The sequence below is a fragment of the Streptomyces sp. NPDC052396 genome (genome assembly GCF_044593195.1).
Classification (GTDB): Bacteria; Actinomycetota; Actinomycetes; order Streptomycetales; family Streptomycetaceae; genus Streptomyces.
Window position 1 is genome coordinate 231,419 of record NZ_JBIUAW010000007.1, and the last position, 26,997, is coordinate 258,415.

Here is a 26,997-nt window from a genome sequence, read left to right on the forward strand (position 1 = left end):
ACTGATCGAGTGATTCGCCCGATGCGCGGGCACGGGCCGGGCGATCCAGGGAAAGGGGAAGAACCGTGACCTCCCTCGGCCTGCCCCCCGCGATCCAAGCCTGCCTGTTCGACCTGGATGGCGTCCTGACCAGCACTGCCACCGTGCACGCCGCCGCCTGGAAGGAGACCTTCGACGCCTTCCTCGCCCGCCGTGAAGGGCCCGAATTCCAGCCCTTCGACCCGGTCACCGACTATGACCTCTATGTCGACGGGATGCCCCGGGCCGACGGAGTGCGCTCCTTCCTCGCCTCCCGGGGCATCCGCCTGCCCGAAGGGGACGAGGGCGACCCGCCGGACCAGGACACCGTGCAGGGCCTGGGCAACCGCAAGAACGCCCTGGTGCTGGCGAAGATCGAGGAAGTGGGGGTACGGGCCTTCCCCGGCTCGGTGCGCTATGTGACGGCGGTGCGGGAGGCCGGGCTGCGCCGGGCCGTGGTGTCCTCCAGCGCCAACTGCCAGGCGGTGCTCGCCGCGGCCGGCATCGAGGAACTCTTCGAGGTGCGCATCGACGGAGTGGTCGCCGCCCAGCGCCACCTGCCGGGCAAACCCCACCCGGACACCTTCCTGGCCGCCGCCGAAGCCCTGGGCGTCGGCCCGCACCAGGCCGCCGTCTTCGAGGACGCCCTGGCCGGCATGGAGGCCGGCCGCGCCGGCGGCTTCGGCTATGTGATCGGCGTCGACCGGGCCGGGCAGGCCGACGCGCTGCGCAAGCACGGCGCCGACGCCGTGGTCACCGACCTCGCCCAACTCCTGGGAGAATCCGCATGATTACCCATCCCGCCTATGTGGTCGAGCCCTGGTGCCTGCGCGAGACGGAACTCAACCTCGATGTGCTCTCCCAGAGCGAGTCGGTCTTCGCCCTCGCCAACGGCCATGTCGGCTGGCGCGGCAACCTGGACGAGGGCGAACCGCACGGCCTGCCCGGCACCTACCTCAACGGCGTCTTCGAGTTCCGCCCGCTGCCCTATGCCGAGGCCGGCTACGGCTACCCGGAGTCCGGCCAGACCGTCATCAATGTCACCAACGGCAAGCTGATCCGGCTGCTGGTCGACGACGAGCCCTTCGACCTGCGCTATGGCCGCCTCCACCGGCATGAACGGGTCCTGGACTTCCGCACCGGACTGCTGCACCGCACCGCCGAGTGGACCTCGCCCAGCGGCCGGAGCGTGCGGGTGCGCTCCACCCGGCTGGTCTCCTTCACCCAGCGCGCTGTCGCCGCCATCGCCTATGAAGTCGAGCCGCTGGACGGTGATGTGCGGATCGTCATCCAGTCCGAGCTGGTGGCCAATGAGCAACTGCCCGACCAGGTGGGCGACCCCCGCACCGCCGCCCAGCTCAAGGACCCCCTGCTGCCCGAGCAGCACGCCGCCCAGGGCTCCCGCATCCGGCTGCTGCACTGCACCGCCCGCAGCAATCTCAAGGTGGCGGTGTCAGCCGACCATGTGGTGGACGGACCGGAGAAGACCGAGGTGTCCGCCGAGTCCGTGGAGCACCTCAGCCGGCTGACCATCACCTCGCGCCTCACCACCGGCCAGCGGCTGCGAGTGGAGAAGTTCGTCGCCCACGGCTGGTCGGCGGCGCGCTCGGTGCCCGCCGTGCGCGACCAGGTGGATGCCGCGCTGGCCGGTGCCACCAGCACCGGCTGGTCGGGCCTGCTGGCCGAACAGCGGCAGTTCCTCGATGACTTCTGGGCCCGGGCCGATGTCGAGGTCGACGGTGACGCGGAGATCCAGCAGGCGGTGCGCTTCGCGCTCTTCCATGTCCTGCAGGCCGGCGCCCGTGGTGAGGCCCGCGCCCTGCCCGCCAAGGGCCTGACCGGTCCCGGCTATGACGGCCACTGCTTCTGGGACACCGAGTCCTTCGTCCTGCCCGTCCTCACCTACACCGCGCCCCAGGCCGTGGAGCAGGCCCTGCGCTGGCGCCACAGCACCATGCCCGCCGCCCAGGAACGCGCCTGTCAACTGGGCCTGAAAGGTGCGGCGTTCCCCTGGCGCACCATCAGCGGTGACGAGTGCTCCGCCTACTGGCCGGCCGGCACGGCGGCCTTCCATGTCAACGCCGATATCGCCGATGCCACGGTGCGCTATGTCGGCGCCACCGCGGATGACACCTTCGAGCGGGAGGTGGGGCTGCCGCTGCTGGTGGAAACCGCCCGGCTGTGGCGCTCCCTGGGCCACCACGACCACCATGGCGACTTCCATATCGACGGCGTCACCGGCCCGGACGAGTACAGCGCCATCTCGGACGACAACGCCTACACCAATCTGATGGCCCAGCACAATCTGCGGGCCGCGGCCGCCGCGGTGGAGCGTCATCCGGACGCGGCCGCGACGCTGGGCGTCGATGACGAGGAGACCGCCGCCTGGCGGGACGCCGCCCTGCGCATAAACCTGCCCTACAACGCCGAACTCGGCGTCCATGAACAGTCCGCGGGCTTCACCGCGCACCAGGTGTGGGACTTCGCCCACACCGACGAGGACGCCTATCCGCTGATGCTGCACTTCCCCTACTTCGACCTCTACCGCAAACAGGTCGTCAAACAGGCCGACTTGGTGCTGGCCATGGTGCTGCGGGGCGATGCCTTCACCCAGGAGCAGAAGGCCCGGAACTTCGCCTACTACGAGCAGTTGACCGTCCGCGACTCCTCACTGTCCGCCTGCAGCCAGGCGACCATGGCGGCCGAGGTCGGACATCTGCGGCTGGCCTATGACTACCTGGGCGAGGCCGCCATGATGGACCTGTTCGACCTGGAGGGGAACACTCGCGACGGCCTCCATATCGCCTCCCTGGCGGGCACCTGGTTCGCCCTGGTGATGGGCTTCGGCGGCATGCGTGACCATGACGGCGGGGTGGTGGCCTTCGCGCCCCGGCTGCCCGAACAACTGGGCCGTCTGGCCTTCACCGTGCAGATCCGGGGCCGGCGGCTGCGGGTGGAGATCACCGGGCACACCGCCACCTACACCCTGCTGGAAGGGGAGGACCTGGAGATCCGTCACTGCGGTGAGCCGCTGACCGTCTCCATTGTGGCCCCCGAGTCCCGTGAGGTCCCCACCCTGGCCGCCGGCCCCGCCCCCGAACAGCCGCCCGGCCGGAGCCCCGTCCGGCGCCGTGCCTCCAAGCGGGAGGAGGGCGAGAGCGGGTCCGCATACGGCACCCATGGCTGACCCCGGCTACCGCGAGAGGAAGGCCCCGATCTCCCGGGCCACGGCCTCCGGCTCGTCCAGCATCGACAGCACATAGGCCCCGGGCACCTCCGCATAGCGCCCGGCGGGCAGCAAGGCGGCCAGCCGGCGCCCATGCCCGGGCGGCATCACCCGGTTGTCCGGCGACCACAGCACCAGCGCCTCCCCGGTGAAGCCCCGCAACGCCTCGGTGTCCCGGATGAGTTGACGCTTGTCGAGCCGGCCGCGGCAGTAGGCCGTCACATCGCGCCGGACGCCGGGGTTCCGGAGGAAGGGCTCCGTCCACCGGCGGGCCAGCGCATCGGGTAACGGCCGCCGGGCCATCTGCCCGAACATCATGGGCAGCCGGCGCAGGGCGGCGATCCTCATCTGGCGCACCGCGAGCGACAGTCCGCCGGGCACCCGGATGGCCACGGTCAGCATCTTTCCGGGCAGTCCCGGCGGGAAGTTGTCGAATGCCTCACAGGGCAGGATCACCTGCCGGGCGATGCGCCGGTCCCAGCCGTAGGCGGTGAGAAACAGCGCCCCGCCCCAGTCCGAGTGCACCAGGGTGACATCCGTCAGGTCCAGCGCGTCCAGGAAGTCGGCGACCAGCCGGACCTGTCCGCGCAGGGTGAGATCGGCGCCCGGTTTCATCGGCCGCCGGTGGGCTCCCAGCGGCAGCACCGGGCGCAGATATCTGAACCCCCCGGGGAGCAGCGGCAGTACCCGGTCCCAGACGGTGTGGTCCATCAGCAGTCCATGCAGCAGGACGACGGGTGGACCCGATCCCTCGTCCTGGTACTCGATGACTCCGGCCGGCACCTCGACGGTCCGCATGGCCGCCCCCTTTGCGAGATAGCTGCCAACTCCACCGGGACCATCCTCGCACCGGGCCGCCGCCCTGCCGCCGCCGGGGCCGGCCACGCTGGGCGGCCGGCTCCCGGCAGCGGCTCCTCAGGCCGGGGGTATCCGGCCCCAGGCCTGGACCAGGAGTGCCTCCCGGACGACGGTATCGGGGTGGGCGAGGTGCCGGCGGAGTTCGGTGGTGAGCGCATCCAGGGTCCGCGGATCGGTGCCGTTGGCGGTGATGCGGTCCCGGAAGAGGCCGGCGAAGTGCAGCAGCAGACCCTGGTAGCGGTCGCCGGGGCGCCAGTAGAAGGTGTGCGCCGCCAGGCCGATGTCCATGGCGCCCACCTCCCGCAGCAGGGTGGGCAGTTGGCCGCCGATATGCACATCGCCGCCGAACACCGGGACCAGCAGGGACTTGAGCCGGTCCCAGGCCGGATGCGGCGGGTCGCAGTGCCAGGAGGCCCAGTCGAATTCCTGGACGGCGATCCAGCCGCCGGGACGGGCCGACGCGGCCATCGCACCGAGGATCCCGCGCGGATGCGCGTTGTTGATCAGGAGCAGCCGGCAGTGGACCAGATCGAAGGCCGCCTGTGGCAGCCGGGGCGACGGCAGAGTGCCCTGGACCAGGGAGACATTGGGGAGAGAGAGGGCGGCGACCGACTCCCGGGCCCACTCGATCATTCGCCGGTCGGCGTCCAGGCCGGTGACCCGCCCATGGGGACCGGTGCGGGCGCTGAGCAGATCCATGATGCCCAGTGGCCCGCAGCCGACATCCAGCGCCCGCGCCCCCTCGGCCAGGGGAAGCCGGTCGAGCAGTTCCCGGGCCGCCGGGCGGAGTAAGTCACCCTGTGCCAGCAGCCGTTGCCTTTCGGCCTCGGAGGCGCCGAGACGGTAGTCGTGATCCGATGCGTGGGGAAGTAGCTGAGGTTGATGAGACATAGGGGGCATCATCCGCTGTGCGGGGGCGGCTCGTTAAGGTGTTCTCCGCTACGGTCGCCGCCGACCGCACCCACCCGAAGGGAACCTGTTGTGCCCCAATCCGTCATATCCCGCGCCATGGTGACCACCGCACTGGCCGCCGGTCTGCTGGTGCCGGGCCAGGCCATGGCCGCGGCGGCCGGGACCACCCCCGCACCGTCACCGGGGGCGGCGGCAGCGGCCGTTGCCCCGGTGCGCATCACCGAGGGACAGGTGAAGGAGGCCCGGCCGGGCGGGAGCATCCTCTACCCCTCGGTCACCAGCTGCCTCACGGTGACCGCCCGGCTGTCCGGCGGGGGACTGGTGGGGGCGCATATCAGCCTGTTCCAGGTGCCCGGCGCATACCGGTCGGACCAGATCCTGCCTGTGCTGCGCACGGTGGTCGGCAAGCGCCGGGTGCGGGAGGTGGAGGTCAAGGGTGCGGTGGGAGCCTGGTATCCCGGCTATCTCACCAAGGCGGTGGAGAGCTATGGGCCCGATGAGCAGGTGCCCACTCCCGCCAAGCCAGACCCGGACGGAATCGCCGACGCCGTGGCCCGCGGACTCCTGCTGCCGCGTTCGGCGGTCACCGTCCAGGACGTACCGGACGGCGACCTGACGGTGCGTTGACCAACCTGCCCTCGGCGCGCGCCACGACCGCCAAGTACCGTCAGGACATGCCGAAAATCATTGTCGCGGCCGTACCCGCCCATGGGCATACGCTCCCGCTGCGTGCGATAGCCGCCGATCTGGTGGCCCGGGGGCATAAGGTGGACTTCCTGGGCGGGGCCCGGTTCGCCGAGTCCATCGAGGCCACCGGGGCCCGCTTTGTCCCGCTGCCCCGCGAGGCCGACTTCGACGACCGGAGGATCGCCGACCAGTTCCCGGACCGGGCGCTGGTGCCGCCGGGGCCGGGCCGGGTGGCCTTCGACATCAAGCACATCTTCACCGACCTGGCGCCGGCCCAGTACCGCGCGCTGCAGGGGCTGTTGGCCGATGTCCCGGCGGCCGCCGTGATCAGCGACAACTTCTTTCTGGGCGCCTTGGCGCTGACGCTGGCCCACGCGCCGGCCGAGCGCCCGGTGACCATCAGCGTGGGTGTGGCACCGCCGACCCTGCACAGCGTGGACACCGCACCCTTCGGCCTGGCCCTCCCGCCCAGCGGGGACGCGGCGGAGCGAGCCCGCAACCGGGAGCTCAATGCCGAGGCGGCCGCCCGTGCCGAGCCGCTGCGGCGGTACGCGGCCGAGGTGTTCGGGCGCGTCGGCGCCGTACTGCCCGTGGAACACCTCGGCAATGTGATGGTCGCCGTGCCCGATCACTATCTCCAGCTCACCGTGCCCGGTTTTGAGTACCCGCGCAGTGATCTGCCCGGTTCCTTCCGCTACATCGGGGCGCTGCCGGCCGCCGTCGACGCCACGGAGTTCGAAGAGCCCGCCTGGTGGCCGGAGTTGACGGACGCCGCAGGCGTGGGGCGGCCGGTGGTGGTGGTCACCCAGGGCACCAACGCCAATGACGACCTCTCCCTCCTGGCCGCTCCCGCGGTGCGGGCGCTGGCCGACGCCGAGGCGCTGGTGGTGGTCACCACCGGACGCCCGGATGGCCCGCAGGCCCTGGCGGACCTGCTGGGCGGGCTGCCGGACAACGTCCGGGCCGTTGGCTACCTGCCGTTCGAGCGGCTGCTGCCGCACACGGATGTCCTGGTCAGCAATGGCGGCTATGGCGGAGTGCATACCGCCCTGCGCCATGGCGTGCCGCTGGTGGTCGGTGGCGAGGGGGAGGACAAGCCGGAGGTCGCGGCGCGGGTGCGGTGGAGCGGCGCGGGGATCGATCTGCGCACCGGCACCCCCGACGCCACCGCCGTGCGCACAGCGGTCGGCCAGGTGCTCGCCGACGCCGGCTACCGCGCCCGCGCCCGGGCCCTCAGCGAGGAGATCGCCGCCTGCCGGCCCTTTGATGTCATCGCCGAACTGGCCGTAGACACACGGTAGTCGTCAGGGCGGCCGCGCCGACGGCTGCCCGGCCGCCGCGCCCAAAGGGCCCCCACGCTGGAGGTGCGCAGCGACCTCGCCATCAAGCTGATCTCCGGCATCAGCGACCCACGCAGCTGAAGAGCCGCCCGCACCGGGCGGAAACCCGCTGACCGAACCCCCCTCGTCCCGCGAGGAGTTGGCGGTGGTAGCGTGTGCCACGCCATTACATACATGCGTGTATGCATGCAGGGGAGGGGTCATGACGGTGACGGCAAGACCGGAGGGCACCCGCAGGACACAGACGGAGCGGCGCGCCCGGACCAGAAGCGCACTGCTGGAGGCCGCGGCGCGGGGGCTGTCCACCTATGGATACGGCAACCTGGTGCTGGAACGGGTGGCTGCCGAGGCCGGCTACACCCGGGGCGCCCTCTACCACCTGTTCGCCAACAAGGAGGAGCTGGCGCTGGCGGTGGTGCAGTGGGTGGAGGAGACCTGGGATGCCGAGGTCGGCCGGCCCGCCGCCGAACTGACCTGCCCTGTCGAGGCGTTGACGGCGGTGGCCCGGAACCACGCCGTCTACTGCCGCCGCGATGTGGCCCGGGTGATGATGACGCTGAAGGTGGAGTTCGCCGGGCAGGACCATCCGGTCGGCCGGGCCCTGGCGCGGATCCGGGACCGGCTGGTCGCCGACTTCGCTGAGCGGATCACCGCCGGACGCGGCAGCGGTGCCATACCGCCCGGGCCGCCGCCCGGGGAACTGGCGCTCGCCCTGCTCGGCGCCCTGGAAGGGCTCACCATCTCGCTGTCCGGGCACGCTCCCCATGACGCCGAGCTCGCCGAGCGGGCCGCCCGGGGGCTGCTCGGCCTGCCGCCCGCGCCGGAGGGGCACCGATGAGGCTCCCCAACTCCGCGCATACCTCCCGGCCTTGGCGGATCCATGAGATCGTCCCCGACTTCCGGGTCGAGGACGTCTGGGAGCTTCCCACACCGGGCGGCCCGGACGACTTCCACCGGCTGGTGACGGGATTCGTCTGCGATGACTCCGTCGCCGGGTCCTCGCGCCTGGCCGACCTGCTGATCAAGCTCCGCCGGAAGATCGGCAGCCTGCTGGGCCTGGACCGGCCGGCCAAGGGCGTCGGCGGCAGGGCCGGCACGCTCCGGGACCGGCTCCCGGAGGACCTGCGTGACGCGCCGACCGGCCCGCAGTCGGACGGATTTCCCCTCACCCCGGTCTATCTGCTGCGGAACGAGTGGGCGGCCGAGCTGGCCAACCGGACGGTGCACGCGGTGATGCACCTGTCCTGGGTCTCGGACGGGTCGGGAGGCTACCGCGGCCGGATGGCCATCCTGGTGAAGCCCAACGGGCCCTTTGGAGCGGCCTATATGGCGGCCATCAGGCCGTTCCGGCACCTCATCGTGTATCCGGCGATGCTGCGCGGGATCGGGCGGATGTGGGCGACAGGACCGGAGCCGTCAGCCGGGCCCTAGCCTTCCAGGGCCTTGCCCACCCGGCGCGAGACCGTGAACTCATAGAGGTCCAGGACGCCCGGCGGCTCCGCCAGGCCGGGGCCGCCGGAACGCACCCAGGCGGCGATGTCGGACAGCGCCGCATCGTCGTTGACCAGGCCCAGCCATACCGGCCTGCCACCCGCCGCCCGGCCGGCCGCCGACGGCTGGACCACCATCACATTGGCCTGATCACAGACATCCAGGCACTCCGAGGCACGTACCTGGGCGGCACCGGCCAGGGCCGTGCGGAGCCGCTCGATCTGCCCGGCGTGATCGACGCCCGGCACCTTGCGCGGGTCGCCGCAGCAGCAGCCACGGCAGACGGTTATCCGGCACGGGGCGGTCGAGGCGGCCGCCGGGCTGCGGCGGGGGCGGTTGCTGGTCATCCCGGCGATCATACGCGGGGCGTTACGCGGGGACGTTATGCGGGGACGGCCCCGACGCAGCGCCGTCGGGGCATGAGGCCGGCCCTCAACGGACGTTGACGGTCACCTTCCGTGACTCCTCCATCCCGTAAACGGGGTGGTTTCTCGCTATGCCGGTTGGGCTTGGCGACGGGCCAGCCCGGCCCGTAGAACGTTCAGGGCGCCCACCGTGTCCGCGTGCGCGTTGTGGCCGCATGCCTGGCAGTGGAACTTCTCCTGTGTGGGCCGGTTTTCCTTGGCGGTGTGCCCGCATTCGGGGCATCGCCGGGAAGTGTTGCGGGGGTCCACGGCCATCACTTCCCGCCCGGCACTTGCAGCCTTTGCGTTCAGGATCGCGAGGAACACCCCCCATCCGGCATCAGCGATCGAGCGGTTCAAACCGGCCTTGGCGGCACCCCCATTGGGCAAGAAGGCACCCGGCCTGCCGGGATCGGGCTTCGGTGCGGGGGTCTTGCTCATGTTGCGGATCCTGAGGTCTTCATACGCGATGAAATCGTGTTCCCGCACGAGACCAAGCGCGGTCTTGTGTGCGTGGTCGAGCCGCTGGCGGCGCACCTTACGGTGCAGCCGGGCCACCTTCTCGACCGCCTTGCGGCGGCGCTTGGAACCGCGCTTGCACCGGCTCAGGGCTTGCTGCGCGGCTCCCAGTTTCGTGGCGGCCTTCCGGCCGTGCCGCGGGTTCTCGATGAACCCTCCGTTGGAGTCGGCGAGGAAGTGGGCTATGCCCATGTCGATACCGGCCACAGAGCCCGTTGCGGGCAGCGGCCCGGGCTGGGTCTGCTCGGCGGTCAGGATCACATACCAGCGCTTTCCCTCACGCTTGACCGAGATCGTCTTGACCTTGCCGGCCACGGGCCGGTGCTGGTGCACACGGACGTGCCCAACACCTTGCAGCCGGACACGGGTCACCGGGTCGCGCGGCGTGGAGTCCCAGCGGCAGCCATCGCCGTCCTTGGGGAAGTCCACCGTGTCAAAGCGGCCGATCCCACGGTAGCGCGGGTATCCGGGTTTCTCACCGGCCTTGATCCGGCGGAAGAACGCGGCGAACGCCTTGTCCAGCCGTCGCAAGGTCGCCTGCTGGGAAGAGAAGGACCAGCGGCCCTGACGCTCCGGGTCGCATGCCCGGATCTCCTTGAGCTGCGCGGACTGCTGCCCGTACGTGATGCTCGTCTTCGAAGGGTGCCGCCAGGCGCCGCGGCGTTCCTGCAACGCGCCGTTGTAGAGCGAGCAGTGATCCCGCAGCATCTCAGCAAGCGCGATCGTCTGGCCCACGGTAGGCCGCATGAGGAACGTGTACGCACGGATCATCCGGCCCACCCCCCCCCGTTCAACTCGGCGCAACCACCCTACACTTGGTTCATGTCACCACGCTGGGAACCAAACCCCGAGGTGCGACGTGGCCGTCACGTTGTCCACAACCTGCACGCACACTTGGTGTTCGTCACCAAGTGCCGGCGGAACGTCTTCAACGACGAGATGCTGATGCGCTGCGAAGAGATCATGCGAAACGTCTGCGCGGACTTCGACGCCGTCCTGATCGAGTTCAACGGCGAAGAGGACCATGTGCACCTTCTCGTGCACTACCCGCCGAAAGTCGCCCTGTCGAACCTGGTCAACTCCCTCAAAGGCGTCTCCTCCAGGTACCTGCGGGCCGAGTTCACCGGCCGCGTGAACCGGGCCACGATGCACGGACGGTTCTGGTCGGGCTCGTACTTCGCCGGGTCCTGCGCTGGGGCACCGATCCAGGCAGTGAAGGACTACATCGAGAACCAGAAGCACCCCGCCTGAACGGGGCCCATTCCGGAGCGATACTGCGGCGCTCCGCGCCGCAAGGCCCAGGATCGGATTCCCTCCCCACCTGAAGTTATCCACGGGGATTCCCTCCGAAGAAGAGGGATGGCACCACCACATGCGGGCAACGGTGCCCCGGACGGGTCACCACACAGCGGCGGTGGGCGGTGAGGGCGCTGGTCCCGGTGGACTGGGCACGGAAGTGGGCGACGGCATCACCGCCCGGCGAGACCCTGCCGTCAACCCGCTTGAGCACCGCGGCCGAGGAAGCCTGCGGCCCGTCCCACTCCCACCGTTCGCCATCGGCCCGGCCCGCGGTGAGGCGGACGGTGATCCGGTCGCCGTTGCGGATGCCGACGGTGCGCCCATTGTCCTTGTTGGACAAGTCCACCGTGCCGTGCACCGCCGCGCCGCGTACTGCCGCGCCCGCGTCCGGCAGGGCCGGCGGGATGGCGAGCGCGGCGGCGAGAGCGGTGGCGGCGATCAGGGTCCTGCCGAGCATAAGCGGTTCTCCCCCTGGGACTTGTGGCCTTTGGCGCCAGGGTAGGAGCCGCCCGCGAGCCCCGGGCCCGCCGCCCCGCCCGTTCACACGAAGGGAGAACCGGCCCGGCCGGTGTTCGGGGCCCGTTGGTCCAGGTATTCGACCAGCCTCGCCTCGCTCCGCCGGAGGTGCTCCCGCTGCTCCGGGGCGAGCTCGGACAGGACGTCAACCAGGCGTCGCCGACGGGGAATGTGCACCATGGAGGCCGAATAGATCCGGCAGCCGGAACACCAGGCGAGCCCCACGCATCGCTCGAAAAGGTCGGATCCGGGAGGGTGGAAACGGTACAGATAGCGGCGGACGGGCGCCGCACAGGCGGCGCAGACCCGCTCCTCCCCGGAGGGAACCGACCAGGCCACGGCCTTGCGCCACGGCTGCCGCTGGTGTCGTGCTCTTCACATCGTCATGCCGAGCATTCTTGCCCAAACGGAGCCCCCGGTGTCAACTGAAATGATTCCGGAGTGATTTCCCCGCGTGATGCGTGGGAGACGACGATGGCGTGTCGGACCGTTGAGGGCGAGCGGCGCGTCCTGAGCCGCCGGCCGGGCCGCGGTATGACCCTTCCTTGGTGAGCGGCGATTAACATGGCAGAGCGGCCCCCGGCGGGCGGCGGCTCTCCATGGGAAAGTCCGCATCGGCATGAGGAGTTGGCAATGAGCACGGGCTTCTCTCTGACCCCGACCACCCGGCCGGTGCCCGGGGCCGAACGTGCGGCGATCCTCGCCGCGCCGGGTTTCGGCCGGTACTTCACCGACCATATGGCCTCGGCCGTATGGACGCCGGACGGCGGCTGGCAGGACCGGAGGATCAGGCCGCTGGAGCCGTTCACCCTCCACCCCAGCGCCGCCGTCCTGCACTACGCACAGGAGATCTTCGAGGGGCTGAAGGCCTACCGCCATGCCGACGGCAGCGTCTGGCTGTTCCGCCCGGAGGCCAACGCCCGGCGCTTCGCCCACTCCGCCCGGCGGCTGGCGCTGCCCGAGCTGCCGGAGGAGGACTTCCTCGCCAGTGTGTTGGAGCTGGTGCGGGCCGACGAGCCCTGGGTCCCCGCCGCCGGTGGCGAGGAGAGCCTCTACCTGCGGCCCTTTATGTTCGCCTCGGAGGCGTTCCTGGGGGTGCGCCCGGCCGCCCAGGTGACCTACTCCGTCATCGCCAGCCCGGCGGGCCCCTACTTCCCCTCCGGTGTCACCGGGGTCACGCTCTGGGTGACCAGCCGGTACACCCGGGCGGCCCGGGGCGGCACCGGGGCGGCCAAGTGCGGCGGCAACTACGCCGGCAGCCTCGCCGCCCAGCTCGAGGCCGAGGAACAGGGCTGCGACCAGGTGGTGTACCTGGACAGCGAGGGCCAGGGCAAGCTGGAGGAGTCCGGCACCATGAACCTCTGCCTGGTCACCTCCGACGGCCGGCTGATCACCCCCGAGCTCGGCACCATCCTGGAGGGCGTCACCCGCGACACCGTTCTGGCGCTGGCTCCCGGCCTCGGCCTGACCCCGCAGGAGCGGACGGTCACCCTGGACGAACTGCGCTCCGGCGCCGCCGATGGCGCCATCACCGAGGTCTTCGCCGCGGGCACGGCCGCCGTGGTCACCCCGGTCACCGGTTTCAAGGGTGAGGGCTATGAGTTCACCATCGGTGACGGGATGCCGGGCGAGCAGACCATGGCGGTGCGCAGGCATGTACTGGACGTCCAGTACGGGCGGGCCGAGGACAAACACGGGTGGCTGCGGCGGGTGCTCTGAAGGCTCCGGTCAGCCGGCCGATCCCGCCCGGCGGTGCGCCGCCTCCAGCACCGCCAGGTCCGCCGCGCTGAGGCGGAGCGCACCGGCGGCCACATTGTCGGCCAGATGCTCCGGGTCGCCGGTCCCCGGGATGGCCAGCACATGCGGCCCCCGGTGCAGGGTCCAAGCCAGCCGCACCTGAGCCGTGCTCACGCCGTGAGCACGTGCCACGGCGAGCACTTCCGAACCCTCGGCGCCGTCCTCACCGCCCCGCAGGCCCGCCTCGCGGGCCTTGCCGGAGAGGGAATAGAACGGGACGAAGGCGACGCCCTGTTCACCGCAGACGCGGAGCAACTCGTCCTGCTCGGGCTGGGCGCCGATGCCATAGGCGTTCTGCACACAGACCACCGGTGCGATGGCCTGGGCCTCGGCGAGATGGTGCGGCTGGATGTTGGAGATGCCGAGGTGGCGGATGAGTCCGGCCTGACGCAGTTCGGCCAGTGCGCCGAACCGCTCGGCCAGCGAAGCGCTGCCGAGGATACGGAGGTTGACCAGATCCAGGTGGTCGCGGCCCAACTGCCGCAGGTTCTCCTCCACCTGGCCGCGCAGCTGGTCGGGGGTGGCGTGCTTCAGCCAGTCCCCCGAGGGGCCGCGGGCCGGTCCCACCTTGGTGGCGATCAGGAGGTCGTCCGAATAGGGGGCCAGTGCCCGGTTGATCAGCTCATTGGCGGAGCGCCGGGAGGAGAAGTAGAAGGCGGCGGTGTCGATGTGGTTGACACCGAGCTCAACCGCCCGGCGCAGCACGCCGATTGCCTGGTCGCGGTCGCGGGGCACGGCATCGGCCACCAGGGCCGGGCCGCGCTGGGGCAGACGCATGGCGCCGAAGCCCAGGCGGTTGACGGTCAGGTCGCCCAGCCGCCAGGTGCCGGAAGCCGCCGCGTTGATGGAGATCGGTGAGGTCATGCCGGAATGTTCGTCCCGGGGTAAGGTGATCGCCATTGATTAAGGTGTACCTGAATCCTGGAGGATGTTCTGGCGGAACTCGCCTTCTCGGCAGGCGATCTGGCGCGGGTCCGGTTCGCGGTCTCCCCGATGTGGGAGGTGGGTGCCGCCTTCCGGCTGCTGGCCTCCGGCCGTCCTGATCCGGTGCACCGGCGCTGGATCGGTCAGGTGCGGCCGCGGATCGCCGCCGCCGGGCTGGACCAGGGCTGGCTCGCCGAGTTGATCCCGCCCTCCGGCTATGTGCCGGACTTCCTCAACCCCGCGCCGTCCGGCCCCGCTCCCGCGCCGGCGGTGGAACTGGCCGCGATCCTGGCCACTCCCGAGGACCGGGTATGTGCCGACCTCGGACATCTGGCCCGCCACCGTGGGCCCTTGAGCCCCCGCCTGCGGTCCCTGTACGCCGATCCCCGGGCCCGGCTGCCCCGGGTCGCGGAGGAGATCGAGACCTTCTGGGAGCTGGCCCTGGCTCCGTACTGGGCACGGATCCGGGCCGTGCTGGACGCCGAGGTCTTCCGCCGGGCCCGGCAGGTCGCCGAGTACGGAGCGGGCAGCCTGCTCAACGATCTGCATCCGGCGGTCAGCTGGGAGGACGATGTGCTCCGGCTGGCGCACCGCAAGCAGCCGCTGTCCCGCCGGACGGCGGGGCCGGGACTGCTGCTGATCCCCTCGGCCTTCAAGGGGCCGGGCCTGTCCACCCGGGTGGCGCCACCGGATCCGCCCCAACTCGCCTATGCGGCACGGGGCGTCGGCACCTTGTGGGAACCCCGGGCGGCCGGCGGTACCGAGGCCCTGGCTGCGGTGGTCGGCCGCTCACGGGCCCTGCTGCTGACCGAACTGGAGACCCCGGCCTCCACCACCGAACTGGCCCGGCGCACTGGGCTGTCCGCCGCCGGGGTCTCCCAGCATCTGACCGCGCTGCGGGACGCGGGGCTGGTCAGTGCGCATCGGGTTGGGCGCTCGGTGTTGTACGCCCGGACCGCCGCGGCTGAAGCGCTGCTCGCGGCGGCGGTCCGGTAACTACGGCGGTGTGCTTGCGCGCCAAGCGCGGCGGATATCAGGTGCGCACAGGTCGGCGCTCGGTCCCCACCAGATGAGTTCACTGTGCTTCCGGATGGGGCTCAGGGTGTCTGGTGGTGGGGTGGATGGCCGAAGGCGGTGTCATGACGCTTGTGGACAGTCCCCAGTTCTGCCCCGCACCGCCTCCCCTGATTTCGCCATCCACACCGAGCCGTGGATACGGCCGCGCAAGTCCCCTCCGGTACCGCCAAGAACTACTTCCCGACCAGAGACGCCCTGTTGCGCGCGGTGGCCGAGCGCTGTATGGAGCAGTACCGGCGGCTCACCGAGGGGCCGCCTCCCGCCGACCGGGAAGCCCTGGTGGCGATGCTTGTGGCCCTGCTGCGCAATGTCGCCGGTCCGGGCCGCTCTCGCCTGATCGCGTTCCAGAAACTCCTGGTCGAGGGGGCCCGCACGCCCTGGCTGTCGGACATCCTGGATCCCCTCGCCGAGTCCGACTTCGCTGGTTTCGAACTGGCCCAGCGCGCCGCCGGCCTTCCGGTCACTCCGCACCGCGCGGCCACCGTCACCCTTGCCTTTCACGCGGCCATCCCCTATCTGCTGGCCGGTAGTTCCCGACGGCTGGCCACGTCCGGCCTGGACGATCCCGAGCGCTTTGTGCGGAACCTGCTGGCAACCGTGTACTCGGAGCCATAAACCATCCCTGGGCTCAAGGAGTGCGCGCACGCTCCCCGCTCGTCGCACCCCGTCCGCACCGAAAGCTACCCTCATGTGTGAGTGGCCACTGTGCGTGGAGTGGCCTGGCTGAAGGGGGAGTTGGGGTGTCCACAAGACTGACCGGTGTGGTGATCCGGGCATTGGATGTACGGGCGCTGTCCCGGTTCTGGGCCCAGGCCCTGGGCTGGACCGTCACCGAGGGCGATGGCGCAACGGCCGTACGCCCGGCGGAAGTCGACGGCGTCGGGCTGCTGTTTGTGTCCACCGGCCGGCCCAAGGCCGGAAAGAACCCGGTGCATCTGGACCTGCCCGGTGGCCCCGCCGAGGTGCGCCGGCTGCTCGGCCTGGGGGCGGTACGTGTGGACATCGGCCAGGGCGAGGTGCCCTGGGAGGTACTCGCCGACCCCGAGGGCAATGAGTTCTGTGTGCTGCCCAGGTGGTCGGACGAGGGCGGCCGCATCGCCCAGATCTGCCAGGACGCCGCCGACCCGGGTGTGCAAGGGGCGTTCTGGGCGGCGGCCGGCGGCTGGCGCATCGTGGAGGAGGGGGCCTGGGGCGTCAGGCTGCGTGCCGCCTCCGGCACGGGGCCGGAGCTGGTGATGGGGCCGCCGGTGGCCGCCAGGACGGAACCCCACCGGCTGCACCTGCTGCTGGAACCCGTGCCCGGCGCCGGCCCGCACGGTCTGACGGACCTGGGCGCGGTACGGGCGGACGGCGGGCGGGCCGGCGAGGAGCGGTGGGAGACGTTCATCGATCCGGAGGGCAATGAGTTCGGGGTGCTCCCCAGAGTCTGAGCCACCCCTCGGCCGCCGCCCGTGGCGGACGGCGGCCCGGCGCCCGTCACAACACCGGGTACACCAGGGTGTCCTCGATACCGAGCCGGGACAGCCCGGTATTGCGGTAGACGGTGGTCTCGCCGTCCGACCAGCGCACCATGAGGTCGGTGGTCAGGCCGGTGGAGGCGAAGTTGCCGGTGGTGATGGCGGAGGCATGGGGCCAGGTCGGGTTCTTGTCCGCCATGCGGTTCTCGGAGCCCAGGCCCGAGGTGGTGATGCCATGGTAGGTGTCGAGTTCGCCATCCACCCAGCGGACGAACAGATCCCACTTCTGGTAGCCCGCGTACTGTCCGGCCGTGAGCAGGGTCGCGTCCTTCCAGGTCCCATTGGGCTTCAGCAGCTGGTGCTCCTGGCCGAACCCGCCCTGGCCCACATTGGTGTAGAGGGTGACCTCGCCGTCCACCCAGCGCACGATGAGATCGGTGACATAGGTGTCCGCGACGAACCGGCCCGCCGCGATCTGGGTGGCGTTCTTCCAGACCGATCCCTTGGCCGCCAGCTGGATGCCGTCCCAGTTGACGCCCCGGCTGCCCACGTCCGGGTAGAGGGTGACCTCGCCGTCCGACCAACGGACCAGCAGGTCGAACTGGTTGGAGCCGGCGAAGTCCCCGGCCGTGATGGTCTCCGCATGGGTCCAGGTGCCGTTGTGCGGAACGAGCTGCCGCTCCCCGCTGAAGTTGTCGTCCCCGTCACCGGAGTAGAGGGTGACCTCCCCGTCCGTCCATACCACCAGCAGCCCGTCCCGCCCGGTGCCGGAGAAGTCACCGGAAGCCATGAGCCTGGCGTGCTTCCAGGTGTCGTAGGTGCCGATGGAATAGGGGAGTTGCGGCTGCTGATAAGGGTCACGGTGGGGTGTGCGGTTGTGCTGGGCGTCCTCGTAGAGGGCGAAGAACCAGTCCGCGTGCAGCGGGCTGTAGGTCAGCCGGTTGTAGAGCGGATTGCTGGTCGGGACGTCGGGGCCGCCGCCGTTGAAGCCGCCGACATTGCCGATGATCTCTCCGGTGCCCTTGTCGAAGTCGACCTGGGAGAACCAGGGACCGCCGGAGACACCGCCCCACATCCCGGCGCAGTCGATGCGCATCTGGTAGAAGTTCGGCAGCGCTCCGGTGTGGGTGAAGCAACGGACCGGTCTGTCCGAGCTGTTGTGGCCGACGGACGGGTAACCGATCACCGTGACCGAGTTCTTGGCACTCGGCGTCCGGGCCAGGGTGCTGGCGCCCACCACGTCCTGGACCTTCCGCCCGTCCTCGTTGGAGCCCACCCGGGCGAAGGAGAAGTCCAGGTCAGACTCCTTCACCTTGGAGTTCGCGGTGTAGCGGGGGTCCTTGAACCACTTGCCCGCCAGCACCGGGAAGACGCCGTACGGTTGCCTGTCCACCGGCTTGGAGCCGTCATAGTGCGGGATGAAGGCGGCCTTGGCGCCGTTGACACAGTGCCCGGCCGAGAGGATCAGATCACGGCCGGCGCTGCGCACCACACTGGCCGAGCAGTAGTGGCGCTTTTCGCCGTTGTCCACCAGGAACAGCACCCCGACGGACTTCAGGCCCGCGAAGTGCTCCGAGGTGTCATGGATCAGATTGGGGTGCATGGGCGAGGGGGCGGCCGCCGGTCTGGGCGGTGTGGTGCGGGCGCCCAGCGGAGTGGCGGAGGAGATGTGCCGCGGGGTCCAGTAGCGGATGGCCGCCTGTGCGGACCAGGTGCCGGACGGGGGTGCCGGCGAGGGGCCGGCGGTGGCGGTGGCGGTGGCCGCTGTGCCCAGGGGCAGCAGCAGTCCGCAGACCGCGGTGGCTATCAGGCCGCGTAGCCGAGGGAGACGCGGAGAACGCGAGGTGCGCAAGTCAACTCCCTTACCTGAAAGGGGAGATGCCCGCGCCGGACGTCCTCAGGTGGTGGGGGGCCGGGCATCACCCTGCGGGCCGTACCGCACGCACCATAGACTTCCTGGCCCCCTCGTCAACAGCTCGGTGACCTGAGCGGTCTGCCGTGCGCCCGCGTGCGCGAGGGCGCCCCCTCAGGGGCGCGGAGAACCGCGCGACCGGCGGCGAACGGCCCGAGCCGCGGTCCGGGCGGCCGACCCCGCTGCCCGGACCGCGTGGCGAACGGGCCTCAGGCCACCCGCTCCGCGCGCTCGATGAGCACGTCGTCCTTGGGAACGTCCTGGTGGAAGCCGCGCGGGCCGGTCGGCACGGACTTGATGGCGTCCACGACGTCCTGGCCCTCGACGACCTCACCGAAGACCGCGTAGCCCCAGCCGCTGGGGGACTTGGAGCTGAAGTTGAGGAAGTCGTTGTCGCCGACGTTGATGAAGAACTGCGCGGTCGCCGAGTGCGGGTCATTGGTACGGGCCATGGCGACGCTGTACAGGGTGTTCTTGAGGCCGTTGTCCGCCTCGTTCTCGATCGGCGCGTTGGTCGGCTTCTGGGTCATGCCGGGGGCGAAGCCGCCGCCCTGGATCATAAAGCCGGGGATGACCCGGTGGAAGATGGTGCCGTTGTAGTGGCCTGCGTCGACATAGGAGAGGAAGTTGCTGACGGTCCTGGGCGCCTTCTCCTCGTTGAGCGCCAGCACGATGTCACCGTGGTTGGTGCTCAGCCGGACCTTGGCCATGAAGTGCTCCGTGTGTGTGCGAGTGCGCGTTATCGCGCGTTTGGACATAAGTGATCACGAGTCTTTCACATCCGGGTCGGCCGTCGCCCGCCGTCAGGGCGGGATGTTCCAGCCGGTGATCACCGGCCGGGTGTGTTCCCGGCCCAGGGTGGACAGGGTGGCGGTGTCCAGTCGGTACAGTCCGCCGTCCCCGGGCGGCCGGCCCAGCCAGCGTGCGGTCAGGGTCCGCAGCACATGGCCATGGGCGAACAGCGCGACATCGCCGCCGCTCTGTTCCAGCGCGGCGACGGCCCGGGCCAGAACCTTGTCGCAGCGCTCGCCGACCTGCTCCAGCGTCTCGCCGGGGCGCTCCGGCCCGCCGGTCGGCACGCCGTCCCGCCATAGGTCCCAGCCGGGCCGCTCCTGCTGGATCCGGTCGGTGGTCAGGCCCTCGTAGGCGCCGTAGTCCCACTCCATCAGGCCCGGTTCCAGGACCACTCCCTTGCCGCGCGGCAGGCTCAACTCGGCTGTACGCACGGCGCGTTGCAGGGGGCTGCACAGGACATGGGTGATCCGCCGCGCGGCGAGTGGCCGGGCCAGGGTCAGGGCCTGGTGTTCTCCCGCCGCCGTGAGCGGCAGGTCGGTACGGCCGGTATGGCGGCCGGTGCGGCTCCACTCCGTCTCGCCGTGCCGGATCAGCAGCAGCTCGCCCATGGGACCGTCACCCCTCCTTCCGGCAGGCAGGTCTTCTCCCAGTACACGACTCCCCCCTGCCACCTGCATCCCGGATGCGTTTGGCCAATGGTTGACCAACCCCCGTGGGCTCCCTACGTTCGGCATGAGGCCAGGCCCATCAGGGCAGGCCATCGCGGTTCTTGGGGGCGCGAAGTGCACTGGTATACGGATGTGCTCAAGAAATACGCAACCTTCAGCGGGCGGGCGGCCAGGCCGGAATTCTGGATGTTCGCACTGATCAACTTCCTTGTCGGACTTCTGCTGGGCATCGTCGACGCGGCCCTCGGCACCAGCCCGCTGCTCGGGCTGCTGTACGGCCTCGCGGTGTTCCTGCCCAACCTCGGTGTGAGCATCCGCCGGCTGCATGACACCGGCCGGACCGGCTGGTGGGTGCTGCTCGCCCTGGTGCCCCTGGTGGGCGTGATTGTGCTGCTGGTGTTCCTGGCCCTGCCCGGCACACCCGGCGACAACGAGTACGGCCCCGCGCCGCAGCCGGACGCGGTGCTCTGAGCCCATGGGCGCGATGGTGCGGTGGCCCGGCGGCCGGTGCGGCCGTCGGGCCGGCTCATCCGCCCCAGATCCGGCGGTATGCCGCCCGGTAGCCGGGCGGATCCCAGGCCGTCGCCCCCAGGCTGTTGGCGGCGGTGGCGATGTGCACCGGAGACACATATCCGCTGGCGGGCGCGCCGGAGAAGGCGCGGTTGAACTCATCGACAATCTGCCAGCCCTGCTGGGACAGCGGCTCGGGCACCGTGGCCGCCTGGAACTGCCTGCTGTTGACCCGCTGGAAGGCGGAGGGATCGCCGTCGCCCGCACCGATGTTGAACGGGGCCCCGGCTCCCTTGTGGCGGGCGGCGCGCAGCGCCGGGGCGGCGTCGGCGAAGTACACATCATTGATGGCGACGGAGTGGGTCCATCCGCCCCGGAAGCGGGCGAGCAGCGCGGAGACCGCCTGCGGGGTCCGGCTGCTGGTGTCCGTGAGCGGGATGTTCTCCTCGGCCAGCAGCCGCACCTGCGGGCAGGCGGCCAGCCGGGCCCTGATCAGCTGGGACTTGTGCCGGGCGAAGGGGATCGAGGCATCGGTGAACAGCACGGCTCCGGCCTGGCCCAGGGAGTCGGCGATGATCCAGTCGGCGGCGGCCCCGGCGACATCCGCGACCTTGGTGGTGAGGTTGGTGAACAGCCGGGGACGACGGCTGGGACCGGGGGAGGCGACCGCGTGCCAGCCGATCAGCGGGATGTGTTCCGCGTCGGCCTTGGCCACCTGCTGGGAGGTCAGCCGGGGATCGAAGCCGCCGATGACAATGCCGGCCGGGCGCAGCGCGATGGCCTGGCTGAACGCCCCCTGGACACCGGCGGGGGTGCCCTGCCCGTCGATCACCCGTAGTTTCCAGCCGATGGCTTTCACGGCCTCCCGCACCCCCTGGGCGGCACCCGCCACGCCCGGGTTGGTCATGGCCTGGGCGACATAGACGATGCTCCGGCCGGATACCGCCCGGGGGCCGGTGGTGGGGCCGTCCCAGCCCAGGGCCGTCCGCTCGGCCCGCCGGACGGCCGCCCGGGCGCCGGCCAGGACGGTGGGGCAGCCGGCGCGCGGCGGCTTGGCGGGGGAGGGCGCGGGGCCGGTGGACGAACCGCGCTCGCAGCCGGCCAGGCCCGCGGCCAGCACGGCCAGTGCGGCCGCCCCGCCCAGCGCGGCTCTCATGGGGCGGTTCCGGTGCGCCCGCGCCGCAGCTGACGACGGGCGGCATAGCCGGCCAGGCCGACGGCGATCAGCAGGGTGCAGCCGTTGAACAGCGGGGTGACCCAGAACTGGGCGCCCAGCTGGCCGATGCCGGCCAGACCGATGGCCAGCACGGTGACCGCGACCAGGGTGCCCCCCGCGTTGGCCCGCCCGGGCCGGATGGCGGTGGAGCCGAGCAGCGCCCCCACAAAGGCCGGCAGCAGATAGTCCATGCCCACGCTGGGATTGCCGATCTGCTGCTGGGCGGCCAGCAGCACCCCGGCACAGCCCACGACCAGGCCGGAACCGGTGAAGGCGTGGACGACATAGCGCCGGGAGGGGATGCCGACCAGGTCCGCGGTGCGCGGGCTGGACCCGATGACATACCAGTAGCGCCCCAGGGGGAGCCGCTCCAGCAGCACCCACAGCACGGCGGTCAGGGCCAGGACGTACCAGGCGGACACCGGCAGGCCGAGGAACCGGGAGTCGTAGAGGTCGGTGAAGGCGGCCGGCAGGCCGTGCGGGCCGGGGACGATCCGGGCCCCGTCGGTGATCCAGCCGGTGCCGGCGTACATCACGCTGCCGGTGCCCAGGGTGGCGATAAAGGAGTCGATCCTGGCGAACTCCACCACGGCCCCGTTGACGGCCCCCACGGCCGCCCCGCCCAGCATCACCACCAGACAGGCCGTCGGCCAGGGCCAGCCCTCGGTGACGATCAGCCGCATGGCCATCACATGTGCCAGGCCGAGACCGTAGCCGAGGGACAGGTCGAACTTGCCGGTGGCGATGGGGATGGTCGCCCCGAGCGCCAGCAGGGCGGGGATGGAGTGGGTGGACAGGACGGCGGAGATGTTGTCCAGGGTGGGGAAGGTGTCCGGCAGGGCCAGGGAGAAGGCCAGGAACAGCAGGCAGGTCAGCGCCGGCAGGCCGTAGGCACCCATCAGATGCCCCAGCCCGCGGCCCGGCCGGGCACCGGGCGAGCGGGTCACTCCGCCGTCCCGGTGAGCGGCGCCATGGCCGAGGCGGCACGGGTGAGCTCGGCGGCGGTGAGGGCCCGGCCGCTCAGCTCCGCCGTCACCCGGCCGAGGACGAACACCATGGCGCGATGGCACACGGTGGCGACCTCCTCGAAGTCGGTGGAGATCAGCAGCACGGCCAGCCCATGCGCCAGGGCGTCCTGGAGCAGGCGGTGGACCGCCGCCTTGGCGCCCACATCCACGCCCGCGGTCGGTTCCTCCAGGATCAGCAGGCGCCGGTGCAGGCCGAGCCACCGGCCGATCATCACCTTCTGCTGATTGCCGCCGGACAGGGTGGCGATGGGCGCCTCGGTGTCCCGGGGCCGCACCGAGAACCGGTCGATCAGGGCGGCGGCCCGGGCCCGCTCCCGCCCGGGGCTGAGCCAGTGGGGGCCCGGCGGGCCGCCCGCCCCGGGATTGGCCAGGAAGTTCTCCCGGACGGTCAGTTCCGGGGCACAGCCCTCCGTCTGGCGGTCGCCGCTGACCAGGCCGGTGCCGGCCGCGACGGCGGCCGTCACCGAGCCGGGCCGGTATGGCCGGCCGTCCAGCAGCGCCTGCCCGCCCAGCAGGGGGCGGCAGCCGGCCAGAGCGCGGCCGAGCGAGAGGTGCCCGGCGCCGGTGAGGCCCACCATGCCGAGGATCTCGCCGGGGTACAGGCACAGGCTGACCGGCCCGGTGTCCTCGGTCCGCACCCGGTCCAGGGTCAGCACCGGCGGTCCGGTGACGGTAGCGGTCAGCCGGTGGGCGTCCGGCTGGTGGCCCACGATGTCGTGCACCAGCCGGCCCGGGTCATAGCCGCCGAGCGGACCCCGGCTGACCAGGCGTCCGTCGCGCAGCACCGCGAAGGTGTCGGCGACCCGGTACACCTCGTCCAGGCGGTGGGTGACAAAGACGACGGCCCGGCCGTGGTCGCGCAGGGTGTGCAGGACATCGAAGAGCCGGGCGCAGTCCGCGGCCGGCAGACTGGCGGTCGGCTCGTCCAGCACGATCACCCGGGCCCGGGTGCACAGGGCGCGGGCGATGGCCACCAGTGAGCGTTCGGCGCGGGAGAGTCCGGCGACCGGGGTGTCCGGGTCGAGGTGAGCGGCGATGGTCTCCAGGGCCCGGGCGCACTGTTCGCGGGTGCGCCGCCAGGACACCAGGCCCGCACGGCGGGGATATCCGGCGCCCAGGGCGATGTTCTCGGCCACCGTCATCCACCCCACCAGGGCCAGATCCTGGTGGATGAAGGACATGGCGCGGGCAGCCGCCTCGCTGCCCAGCGGATGACCGGCGACGGTCACCTCGCCCCGGTCCGGGTGGTGCACTCCCGCGAGCACCTGGATGAGGGTGGACTTCCCGGCGCCATTGGGGCCGAGCAGGGCCAGCACGCTCCCGGGACGGATGTCCAGGTCGACCGAGTCCAGGGCAAGGGTGCCGCCGAACCGCTTGCTCAGACCACGGATACGGACGAGGGGCGCGGAACCCGGCGAGTCCGTGGTACCCGGCATATCCGTCATGTCGTGCCCCTCATGGCCGTCATGCTAAGACCCCCTCAGGCCCCGCGCCCGGCGTCGGACGGGCCCGCGCCGGATGGCCCGTCAGATCGCGGGAATGTCGTCGAAGGAGATCTCGGACAGCTCGGCCTCGCCCGCGGACCCCGGGGACATCTCCAGCGGGCACTCCGCCCAGATGACCTTGCCCCCGACGGTGTAGCGGGTGCCCCAGGCCTGGCAGAGCTGGGCGACCAGGAACAGGCCGCGGCCGCCCTCGTCGGTGGTGGCGGCCAGCCGCAGATGCGGGGCGGTGCTGCTGGCGTCGGAGACCTCGCAGGTCAGGGTGCGGTCGTAGAGCAGCCGCACCTCGATGGGCTCGCTGCCGTACCGGATGGCGTTGGTGACCAGCTCGCTGAGCAGCAGCTCCACCGAGAAGCCGGTCTCCGCCAGCCCCCAGTCGGCCAGCTGCCGGTTGACCGCCGCGCGGACGGTGGAGACCAGCGCCGGATCGGCGGGCACCTGCCAGGAGGCGATCCGGTGCGGGTCCAGGGCGTGGGTACGGGCCACCAGCAGGGCGATGTCATCGACCGGATGCTTGGACACCACCGACTCCGCCACCGCCCGGCAGGTGTCCTCCGGCGGCCGGCTGGGATGGGACAGCGCACGGCGCAGCTGCTCCAGGGCCGTGTCGAAGTCGCGGTCGCGGTCCTCGATCAGGCCGTCGGTGTAGAGCACCAGCTGGCTGCCCTCGGGCAGGTCGAACTCCGCCGTCTCAAAGGGCAGTCCGCCCAGTCCGAGCGGTGGGCCCGCGGGCAGGTCGGGGAAGGTGACGGTGCCGTCCGGGCGGACCAGCGCGGGCGGGCAGTGCCCGGCCCGGGCCATGACACACCGCTGCGAGGAGGGGTCGTAGATGACATACAGGCAGGTGGCGCCGATGATCCCGGCGAAGGAGTCGTCGCCGCACTCCTCCCGGTCCAGCCGCCCCACCAGGTTGTCGAGGTGGGTGAGGACCTCGTCCGGTGGCAGGTCCAGCTCGGCGAAGTTGCGCGCGGCGGTGCGCAGCCGGCCCATGGTCGCGGCCGCGTGCAGCCCATGGCCCACCACATCCCCGACGACCAGGGCGACCCGGGCGCTGGACAGGGGGATGACATCGAACCAGTCACCGCCGACCCCGGATTCGGCCGGCAGATAGCGGTGGGCGACCTCCACCGCGTTCTGCTCGGGGAAGCCCTGCGGCAGCAGACTGCGCTGCAGGGCCAGCACCATGGCGTGCTCCCGGGTGTAACGGCGCGCGTTGTCGATGCAGATGGCGGCCCGGCTGGCCAGTTCCTGGGCCAGCGAACGGTCGTCGTCACCGAACGGGGCGGGGTCCCGGGAGCGGTAGAAGCTGGCGATGCCCAGGGCGATGCCCCGGGCCAGCAGCGGCACCGCGATCAGCGAGTGGACGTTGTGCGCCAGGATCCGCTGGGCGTTCCCCCGGTTCTGGCTGATCCAGCCGGTGGCCGTGCGCAGGTCGGGTTCCAGGACGGTCTGTCCCCGGGTAAGGCAGCGCAGCTGAGGCGTAGTCGGCAGCAGATCGACCCGTTCGCCGACGGGGTAGAAGGGGCAGTCGCCGCGGATGCCGTGCACCACCGTGCGGTGCAGGTCCTGGGTGGGGTCGGTGGGCTCGTCGCCGCGCAGCACCGCCTGGGGCAGGTCGATGGTGACATAGTCGGCCAGCCGCGGCACGGCCATCTCGGCCAGCTCCCAGGCGGTGCGGCCGACGTCCAGCGTGGTGCCGATGCGGGTGCTGGCCTCGGACAGCAGCTCCAGACGGCGCCGGGCCGCCACCGCCAGCTTGCCCACGCCCGGCTCGCCCACCAGCACAAGTCCCTTGGGGGCGGCGGCGGTTGCGGCCTGCACCGGCTCCCGTGGTACGGGCGTGGCGGCCTCGGCCACGGCCGGCAGGGCCGCCGGGCCGGGCGCGGAGTCCGGTCCGGTGGACAGGGCGAGCCGCCGGCGCTCCTCGGTGAGCACCGCCTCCACGGCGACGCCCGCCACCCCGGAGGCGCTGGTCACCAGGCGGCTCAGCAGGGTGACGCGCCGGCCGCCGGGCAGTGACACCTCGACGGCGGCCCGCTGGGCCGCCGAGATCAGCTCGGCGGCCTTCTCCTCGAGGATCATCCGGTCCCGCCAGTCCAGCCCGCTGGTGCCGACCTCGCCCGGGCGCCGGTCATCGGCCGGCATCCGCCGCCGGACGTCCAGATACGCCTGGAGCAGGGAGCGCTCGCGCTCCGAGCTCTGCTCCAGCAACCGTCGTTCGATGGCCCCGGCCGCCCTGCCGATCACGATGTCCAGCGCCACATCCGCCGCGGAGCGGGGGTAGCCGAAACACAGAACGCCCTCGACCTGCCCATTGAGCGGATCGCGAATGGGGATGGCCGAGCAGGCGTTTGACTGCGAGCGTTCGGCGAAGTGCTCGGCGCCATAGACGGTGATCAGCCGGCGCTCCGCCAGGGCCAGCCCGATGCCGTTGGTCCCGCCGAACCGTTCGGCGAACACAAAGCCCGGCACGCTCTGGATGGGATCCAGCCGGGCGGCCAACGAGGCGTCGCCGAACCGGCGTTGGAGCACCGCCCCGCGCCCGTCGGCGAGCGCGATATTCATTCCGGTACCCGCGAACCTGGCCTGCAGCCGGTCCATCACCGGCGCCGCCGCGTGCACCAGGCGGCCGTCCAGATCGAGATCCTGGACGAAGGGCAGCTCACAGCCGTCCGGCGAAAGGCCCAGCGAACGGCTGCGCTCCCAGGAGCTGAGGATGAGGTTCCGCACGCCCCCCTCGCCCCCCTCGAGCGTTCCGTGGAGCAGGAACCGCTGCCGGGCGAGTACGGGGCCGAGGTCGGCTGCCAGAAGCCCCATCCGGATCACTTCCCTCATCCGTAC

25 protein-coding genes and 1 pseudogene are annotated in these 26,997 nt (G+C 71.3%); 12 read left to right on the forward strand and 14 right to left on the reverse strand.

The window, feature by feature from the left end:
- The first annotated feature begins 65 nt into the window (after nt 1–65).
- Nucleotides 66–809 (forward strand): HAD family hydrolase, encoded by a 744-nt coding sequence (locus ACIHFE_RS20105; RefSeq protein WP_400108388.1) that lies wholly within the window; start codon nt 66–68, stop codon nt 807–809.
- Nucleotides 806–3,205 (forward strand): glycoside hydrolase family 65 protein, encoded by a 2,400-nt coding sequence (locus tag ACIHFE_RS20110; protein ID WP_400108390.1) that lies wholly within the window; start codon nt 806–808, stop codon nt 3,203–3,205. The genes ACIHFE_RS20105 and ACIHFE_RS20110 overlap by 4 nt, the downstream gene beginning before the upstream one ends.
- 6 nt (nt 3,206–3,211) lie before the next feature.
- Here the strand turns inward: ACIHFE_RS20110 and ACIHFE_RS20115 are convergent, their stop codons facing one another.
- Together ACIHFE_RS20115 and ACIHFE_RS20120 are read right to left on the reverse strand one after the other, a co-directional pair.
- Entirely contained in the window at nt 3,212–4,042 is an 831-nt protein-coding gene (locus tag ACIHFE_RS20115) for an alpha/beta fold hydrolase (RefSeq protein ID WP_400108392.1), read from the reverse strand.
- A 117-nt stretch (nt 4,043–4,159) separates the two neighbouring features.
- The gene (locus ACIHFE_RS20120) at nt 4,160–4,993 is read right to left on the reverse strand and encodes a class I SAM-dependent methyltransferase (protein ID WP_400108394.1); all 834 of its coding nucleotides are present in this window, start codon (nt 4,991–4,993) and stop codon (nt 4,160–4,162) included.
- Nucleotides 4,994–5,083: 90 nt separating this feature from the next.
- On the opposite strand from ACIHFE_RS20120, the gene ACIHFE_RS20125 reads away from it, so the two are divergent.
- The 4 genes from ACIHFE_RS20125 to ACIHFE_RS20140 all read left to right on the forward strand — a co-directional run bounded on the left by ACIHFE_RS20125 (nt 5,084) and on the right by ACIHFE_RS20140 (nt 8,472).
- Entirely contained in the window at nt 5,084–5,641 is a 558-nt protein-coding gene (locus ACIHFE_RS20125; protein ID WP_400108396.1) for a hypothetical protein, read from the forward strand.
- Nucleotides 5,642–5,688: 47 nt separating this feature from the next.
- A complete protein-coding gene (locus ACIHFE_RS20130; RefSeq protein WP_400108398.1) occupies nt 5,689–7,002 on the forward strand; it encodes a glycosyltransferase in 1,314 nt (437 codons plus the stop codon).
- 241 nt (nt 7,003–7,243) lie between these two features.
- Entirely contained in the window at nt 7,244–7,879 is a 636-nt protein-coding gene (locus ACIHFE_RS20135) for a TetR/AcrR family transcriptional regulator (protein ID WP_400108399.1), read from the forward strand.
- Nucleotides 7,876–8,472 carry a DUF2867 domain-containing protein gene (locus ACIHFE_RS20140; protein WP_400108401.1) on the forward strand — a complete coding sequence of 199 codons (597 nt, stop codon included), beginning with the start codon at nt 7,876–7,878 and terminating at the stop codon, nt 8,470–8,472. The genes ACIHFE_RS20135 and ACIHFE_RS20140 overlap by 4 nt, the downstream gene beginning before the upstream one ends.
- Here the strand turns inward: ACIHFE_RS20140 and ACIHFE_RS20145 are convergent.
- The gene (locus ACIHFE_RS20145) at nt 8,469–8,879 is read right to left on the reverse strand and encodes a (2Fe-2S) ferredoxin domain-containing protein (RefSeq protein WP_400108403.1); all 411 of its coding nucleotides are present in this window, start codon (nt 8,877–8,879) and stop codon (nt 8,469–8,471) included. The genes ACIHFE_RS20140 and ACIHFE_RS20145 overlap by 4 nt on opposite strands.
- A gap of 147 nt (nt 8,880–9,026) precedes the next feature.
- A complete protein-coding gene (locus tag ACIHFE_RS20150; protein ID WP_400108405.1) occupies nt 9,027–10,226 on the reverse strand; it encodes an RNA-guided endonuclease InsQ/TnpB family protein in 1,200 nt (399 codons plus the stop codon).
- 51 nt (nt 10,227–10,277) lie between these two features.
- On the opposite strand from ACIHFE_RS20150, the gene tnpA reads away from it, so the two are divergent.
- Entirely contained in the window at nt 10,278–10,706 is a 429-nt protein-coding gene (tnpA, locus tag ACIHFE_RS20155) for an IS200/IS605 family transposase (protein WP_400108407.1), read from the forward strand.
- A gap of 76 nt (nt 10,707–10,782) precedes the next feature.
- Here tnpA and ACIHFE_RS20160 read toward each other — a convergent pair whose 3' ends face one another.
- Both ACIHFE_RS20160 and ACIHFE_RS20165 read right to left on the reverse strand, forming a co-directional pair.
- Complete coding sequence (locus ACIHFE_RS20160; RefSeq protein ID WP_400108409.1) at nt 10,783–11,211, reverse strand: hypothetical protein; 429 nt, start codon at nt 11,209–11,211, stop codon at nt 10,783–10,785.
- Between the two features lie 83 nt (nt 11,212–11,294).
- Entirely contained in the window at nt 11,295–11,609 is a 315-nt protein-coding gene (locus ACIHFE_RS20165; protein ID WP_400108411.1) for a hypothetical protein, read from the reverse strand.
- A 294-nt stretch (nt 11,610–11,903) separates the two neighbouring features.
- Here ACIHFE_RS20165 and ACIHFE_RS20170 point away from each other — a divergent pair, with 294 nt between their 5' ends.
- Complete coding sequence (locus ACIHFE_RS20170) at nt 11,904–12,989, forward strand: branched-chain amino acid aminotransferase (protein WP_400108413.1); 1,086 nt, start codon at nt 11,904–11,906, stop codon at nt 12,987–12,989.
- A 9-nt stretch (nt 12,990–12,998) separates the two neighbouring features.
- Here ACIHFE_RS20170 and ACIHFE_RS20175 read toward each other — a convergent pair whose 3' ends face one another.
- Nucleotides 12,999–13,931 carry an aldo/keto reductase gene (locus ACIHFE_RS20175; RefSeq protein WP_400108415.1) on the reverse strand — a complete coding sequence of 311 codons (933 nt, stop codon included), beginning with the start codon at nt 13,929–13,931 and terminating at the stop codon, nt 12,999–13,001.
- Nucleotides 13,932–14,060: 129 nt separating this feature from the next.
- On the opposite strand from ACIHFE_RS20175, the gene ACIHFE_RS20180 reads away from it, so the two are divergent.
- From ACIHFE_RS20180 to ACIHFE_RS20190, 3 genes and pseudogenes are all read left to right on the forward strand, one after another.
- Entirely contained in the window at nt 14,061–14,987 is a 927-nt protein-coding gene (locus tag ACIHFE_RS20180) for a DUF5937 family protein (RefSeq protein WP_400108417.1), read from the forward strand.
- 204 nt (nt 14,988–15,191) lie between these two features.
- Nucleotides 15,192–15,683 (forward strand): annotated as a pseudogene (locus ACIHFE_RS20185) (TetR/AcrR family transcriptional regulator); the annotation flags it as partial.
- A 125-nt stretch (nt 15,684–15,808) separates the two neighbouring features.
- Nucleotides 15,809–16,498, forward strand: coding sequence for a VOC family protein (locus ACIHFE_RS20190; protein ID WP_400108419.1), 690 nt, complete (start codon nt 15,809–15,811; stop codon nt 16,496–16,498).
- Nucleotides 16,499–16,544: 46 nt separating this feature from the next.
- Here ACIHFE_RS20190 and ACIHFE_RS20195 read toward each other — a convergent pair whose 3' ends face one another.
- From ACIHFE_RS20195 to ACIHFE_RS20205, 3 genes are all read right to left on the reverse strand, one after another.
- On the reverse strand, nt 16,545–18,377 hold the full coding sequence (locus tag ACIHFE_RS20195; protein ID WP_400108421.1) for a trypsin-like serine peptidase: 1,833 nt from the start codon (nt 18,375–18,377) through the stop codon (nt 16,545–16,547).
- Between the two features lie 269 nt (nt 18,378–18,646).
- A complete protein-coding gene (locus ACIHFE_RS20200; RefSeq protein ID WP_400108422.1) occupies nt 18,647–19,147 on the reverse strand; it encodes a peptidylprolyl isomerase in 501 nt (166 codons plus the stop codon).
- 93 nt (nt 19,148–19,240) lie between these two features.
- Nucleotides 19,241–19,840, reverse strand: a complete 600-nt coding sequence (locus ACIHFE_RS20205; RefSeq protein ID WP_400108424.1) for a histidine phosphatase family protein — start codon at nt 19,838–19,840, stop codon at nt 19,241–19,243.
- A 246-nt stretch (nt 19,841–20,086) separates the two neighbouring features.
- Here ACIHFE_RS20205 and ACIHFE_RS20210 point away from each other — a divergent pair, with 246 nt between their 5' ends.
- Nucleotides 20,087–20,371: a DUF805 domain-containing protein gene (locus ACIHFE_RS20210; protein WP_400108426.1), complete on the forward strand. Its 285-nt coding sequence runs from the start codon at nt 20,087–20,089 to the stop codon at nt 20,369–20,371.
- A 55-nt stretch (nt 20,372–20,426) separates the two neighbouring features.
- Here the strand turns inward: ACIHFE_RS20210 and ACIHFE_RS20215 are convergent, their stop codons facing one another.
- The 4 genes from ACIHFE_RS20215 to ACIHFE_RS20230 all read right to left on the reverse strand — a co-directional run bounded on the left by ACIHFE_RS20215 (nt 20,427) and on the right by ACIHFE_RS20230 (nt 26,973).
- A complete protein-coding gene (locus ACIHFE_RS20215) occupies nt 20,427–21,566 on the reverse strand; it encodes a substrate-binding domain-containing protein (protein ID WP_400108428.1) in 1,140 nt (379 codons plus the stop codon).
- Nucleotides 21,563–22,525, reverse strand: coding sequence for an ABC transporter permease (locus ACIHFE_RS20220; protein ID WP_400108786.1), 963 nt, complete (start codon nt 22,523–22,525; stop codon nt 21,563–21,565). The genes ACIHFE_RS20215 and ACIHFE_RS20220 overlap by 4 nt, the downstream gene beginning before the upstream one ends.
- 44 nt (nt 22,526–22,569) lie before the next feature.
- On the reverse strand, nt 22,570–24,099 hold the full coding sequence (locus ACIHFE_RS20225) for a sugar ABC transporter ATP-binding protein (RefSeq protein ID WP_400108430.1): 1,530 nt from the start codon (nt 24,097–24,099) through the stop codon (nt 22,570–22,572).
- An 81-nt stretch (nt 24,100–24,180) separates the two neighbouring features.
- Nucleotides 24,181–26,973, reverse strand: a complete 2,793-nt coding sequence (locus ACIHFE_RS20230; RefSeq protein WP_400108432.1) for a SpoIIE family protein phosphatase — start codon at nt 26,971–26,973, stop codon at nt 24,181–24,183.
- Nucleotides 26,974–26,997 lie beyond the last annotated feature (24 nt).

Bases quoted from the DNA above. Each gene is read 5' to 3' on its own strand.
- ACIHFE_RS20110 (WP_400108390.1), top strand. From the start codon at position 806: ATGATTACCCATCCCGCCTATGTGGTCGAGCCCTGGTGCCTGCGCGAG.
- ACIHFE_RS20115 (WP_400108392.1), bottom strand. From the start codon at position 4,042: ATGCGGACCGTCGAGGTGCCGGCCGGAGTCATCGAGTACCAGGACGAG.
- ACIHFE_RS20120 (WP_400108394.1), bottom strand. From the start codon at position 4,993: ATGTCTCATCAACCTCAGCTACTTCCCCACGCATCGGATCACGACTAC.
- ACIHFE_RS20130 (WP_400108398.1), top strand. From the start codon at position 5,689: ATGCCGAAAATCATTGTCGCGGCCGTACCCGCCCATGGGCATACGCTC.
- ACIHFE_RS20135 (WP_400108399.1), top strand. From the start codon at position 7,244: ATGACGGTGACGGCAAGACCGGAGGGCACCCGCAGGACACAGACGGAG.
- ACIHFE_RS20140 (WP_400108401.1), top strand. From the start codon at position 7,876: ATGAGGCTCCCCAACTCCGCGCATACCTCCCGGCCTTGGCGGATCCAT.
- ACIHFE_RS20145 (WP_400108403.1), bottom strand. From the start codon at position 8,879: ATGACCAGCAACCGCCCCCGCCGCAGCCCGGCGGCCGCCTCGACCGCC.
- ACIHFE_RS20150 (WP_400108405.1), bottom strand. From the start codon at position 10,226: ATGATCCGTGCGTACACGTTCCTCATGCGGCCTACCGTGGGCCAGACG.
- tnpA (WP_400108407.1), top strand. From the start codon at position 10,278: ATGTCACCACGCTGGGAACCAAACCCCGAGGTGCGACGTGGCCGTCAC.
- ACIHFE_RS20160 (WP_400108409.1), bottom strand. From the start codon at position 11,211: ATGCTCGGCAGGACCCTGATCGCCGCCACCGCTCTCGCCGCCGCGCTC.
- ACIHFE_RS20170 (WP_400108413.1), top strand. From the start codon at position 11,904: ATGAGCACGGGCTTCTCTCTGACCCCGACCACCCGGCCGGTGCCCGGG.
- ACIHFE_RS20175 (WP_400108415.1), bottom strand. From the start codon at position 13,931: ATGACCTCACCGATCTCCATCAACGCGGCGGCTTCCGGCACCTGGCGG.
- ACIHFE_RS20180 (WP_400108417.1), top strand. From the start codon at position 14,061: ATGTGGGAGGTGGGTGCCGCCTTCCGGCTGCTGGCCTCCGGCCGTCCT.
- ACIHFE_RS20200 (WP_400108422.1), bottom strand. From the start codon at position 19,147: ATGGCCAAGGTCCGGCTGAGCACCAACCACGGTGACATCGTGCTGGCG.
- ACIHFE_RS20205 (WP_400108424.1), bottom strand. From the start codon at position 19,840: ATGGGCGAGCTGCTGCTGATCCGGCACGGCGAGACGGAGTGGAGCCGC.
- ACIHFE_RS20210 (WP_400108426.1), top strand. From the start codon at position 20,087: ATGTTCGCACTGATCAACTTCCTTGTCGGACTTCTGCTGGGCATCGTC.
- ACIHFE_RS20215 (WP_400108428.1), bottom strand. From the start codon at position 21,566: ATGAGAGCCGCGCTGGGCGGGGCGGCCGCACTGGCCGTGCTGGCCGCG.
- ACIHFE_RS20220 (WP_400108786.1), bottom strand. From the start codon at position 22,525: ATGGGTGCCTACGGCCTGCCGGCGCTGACCTGCCTGCTGTTCCTGGCC.
- ACIHFE_RS20225 (WP_400108430.1), bottom strand. From the start codon at position 24,099: ATGACGGATATGCCGGGTACCACGGACTCGCCGGGTTCCGCGCCCCTC.
- ACIHFE_RS20230 (WP_400108432.1), bottom strand. From the start codon at position 26,973: ATGGGGCTTCTGGCAGCCGACCTCGGCCCCGTACTCGCCCGGCAGCGG.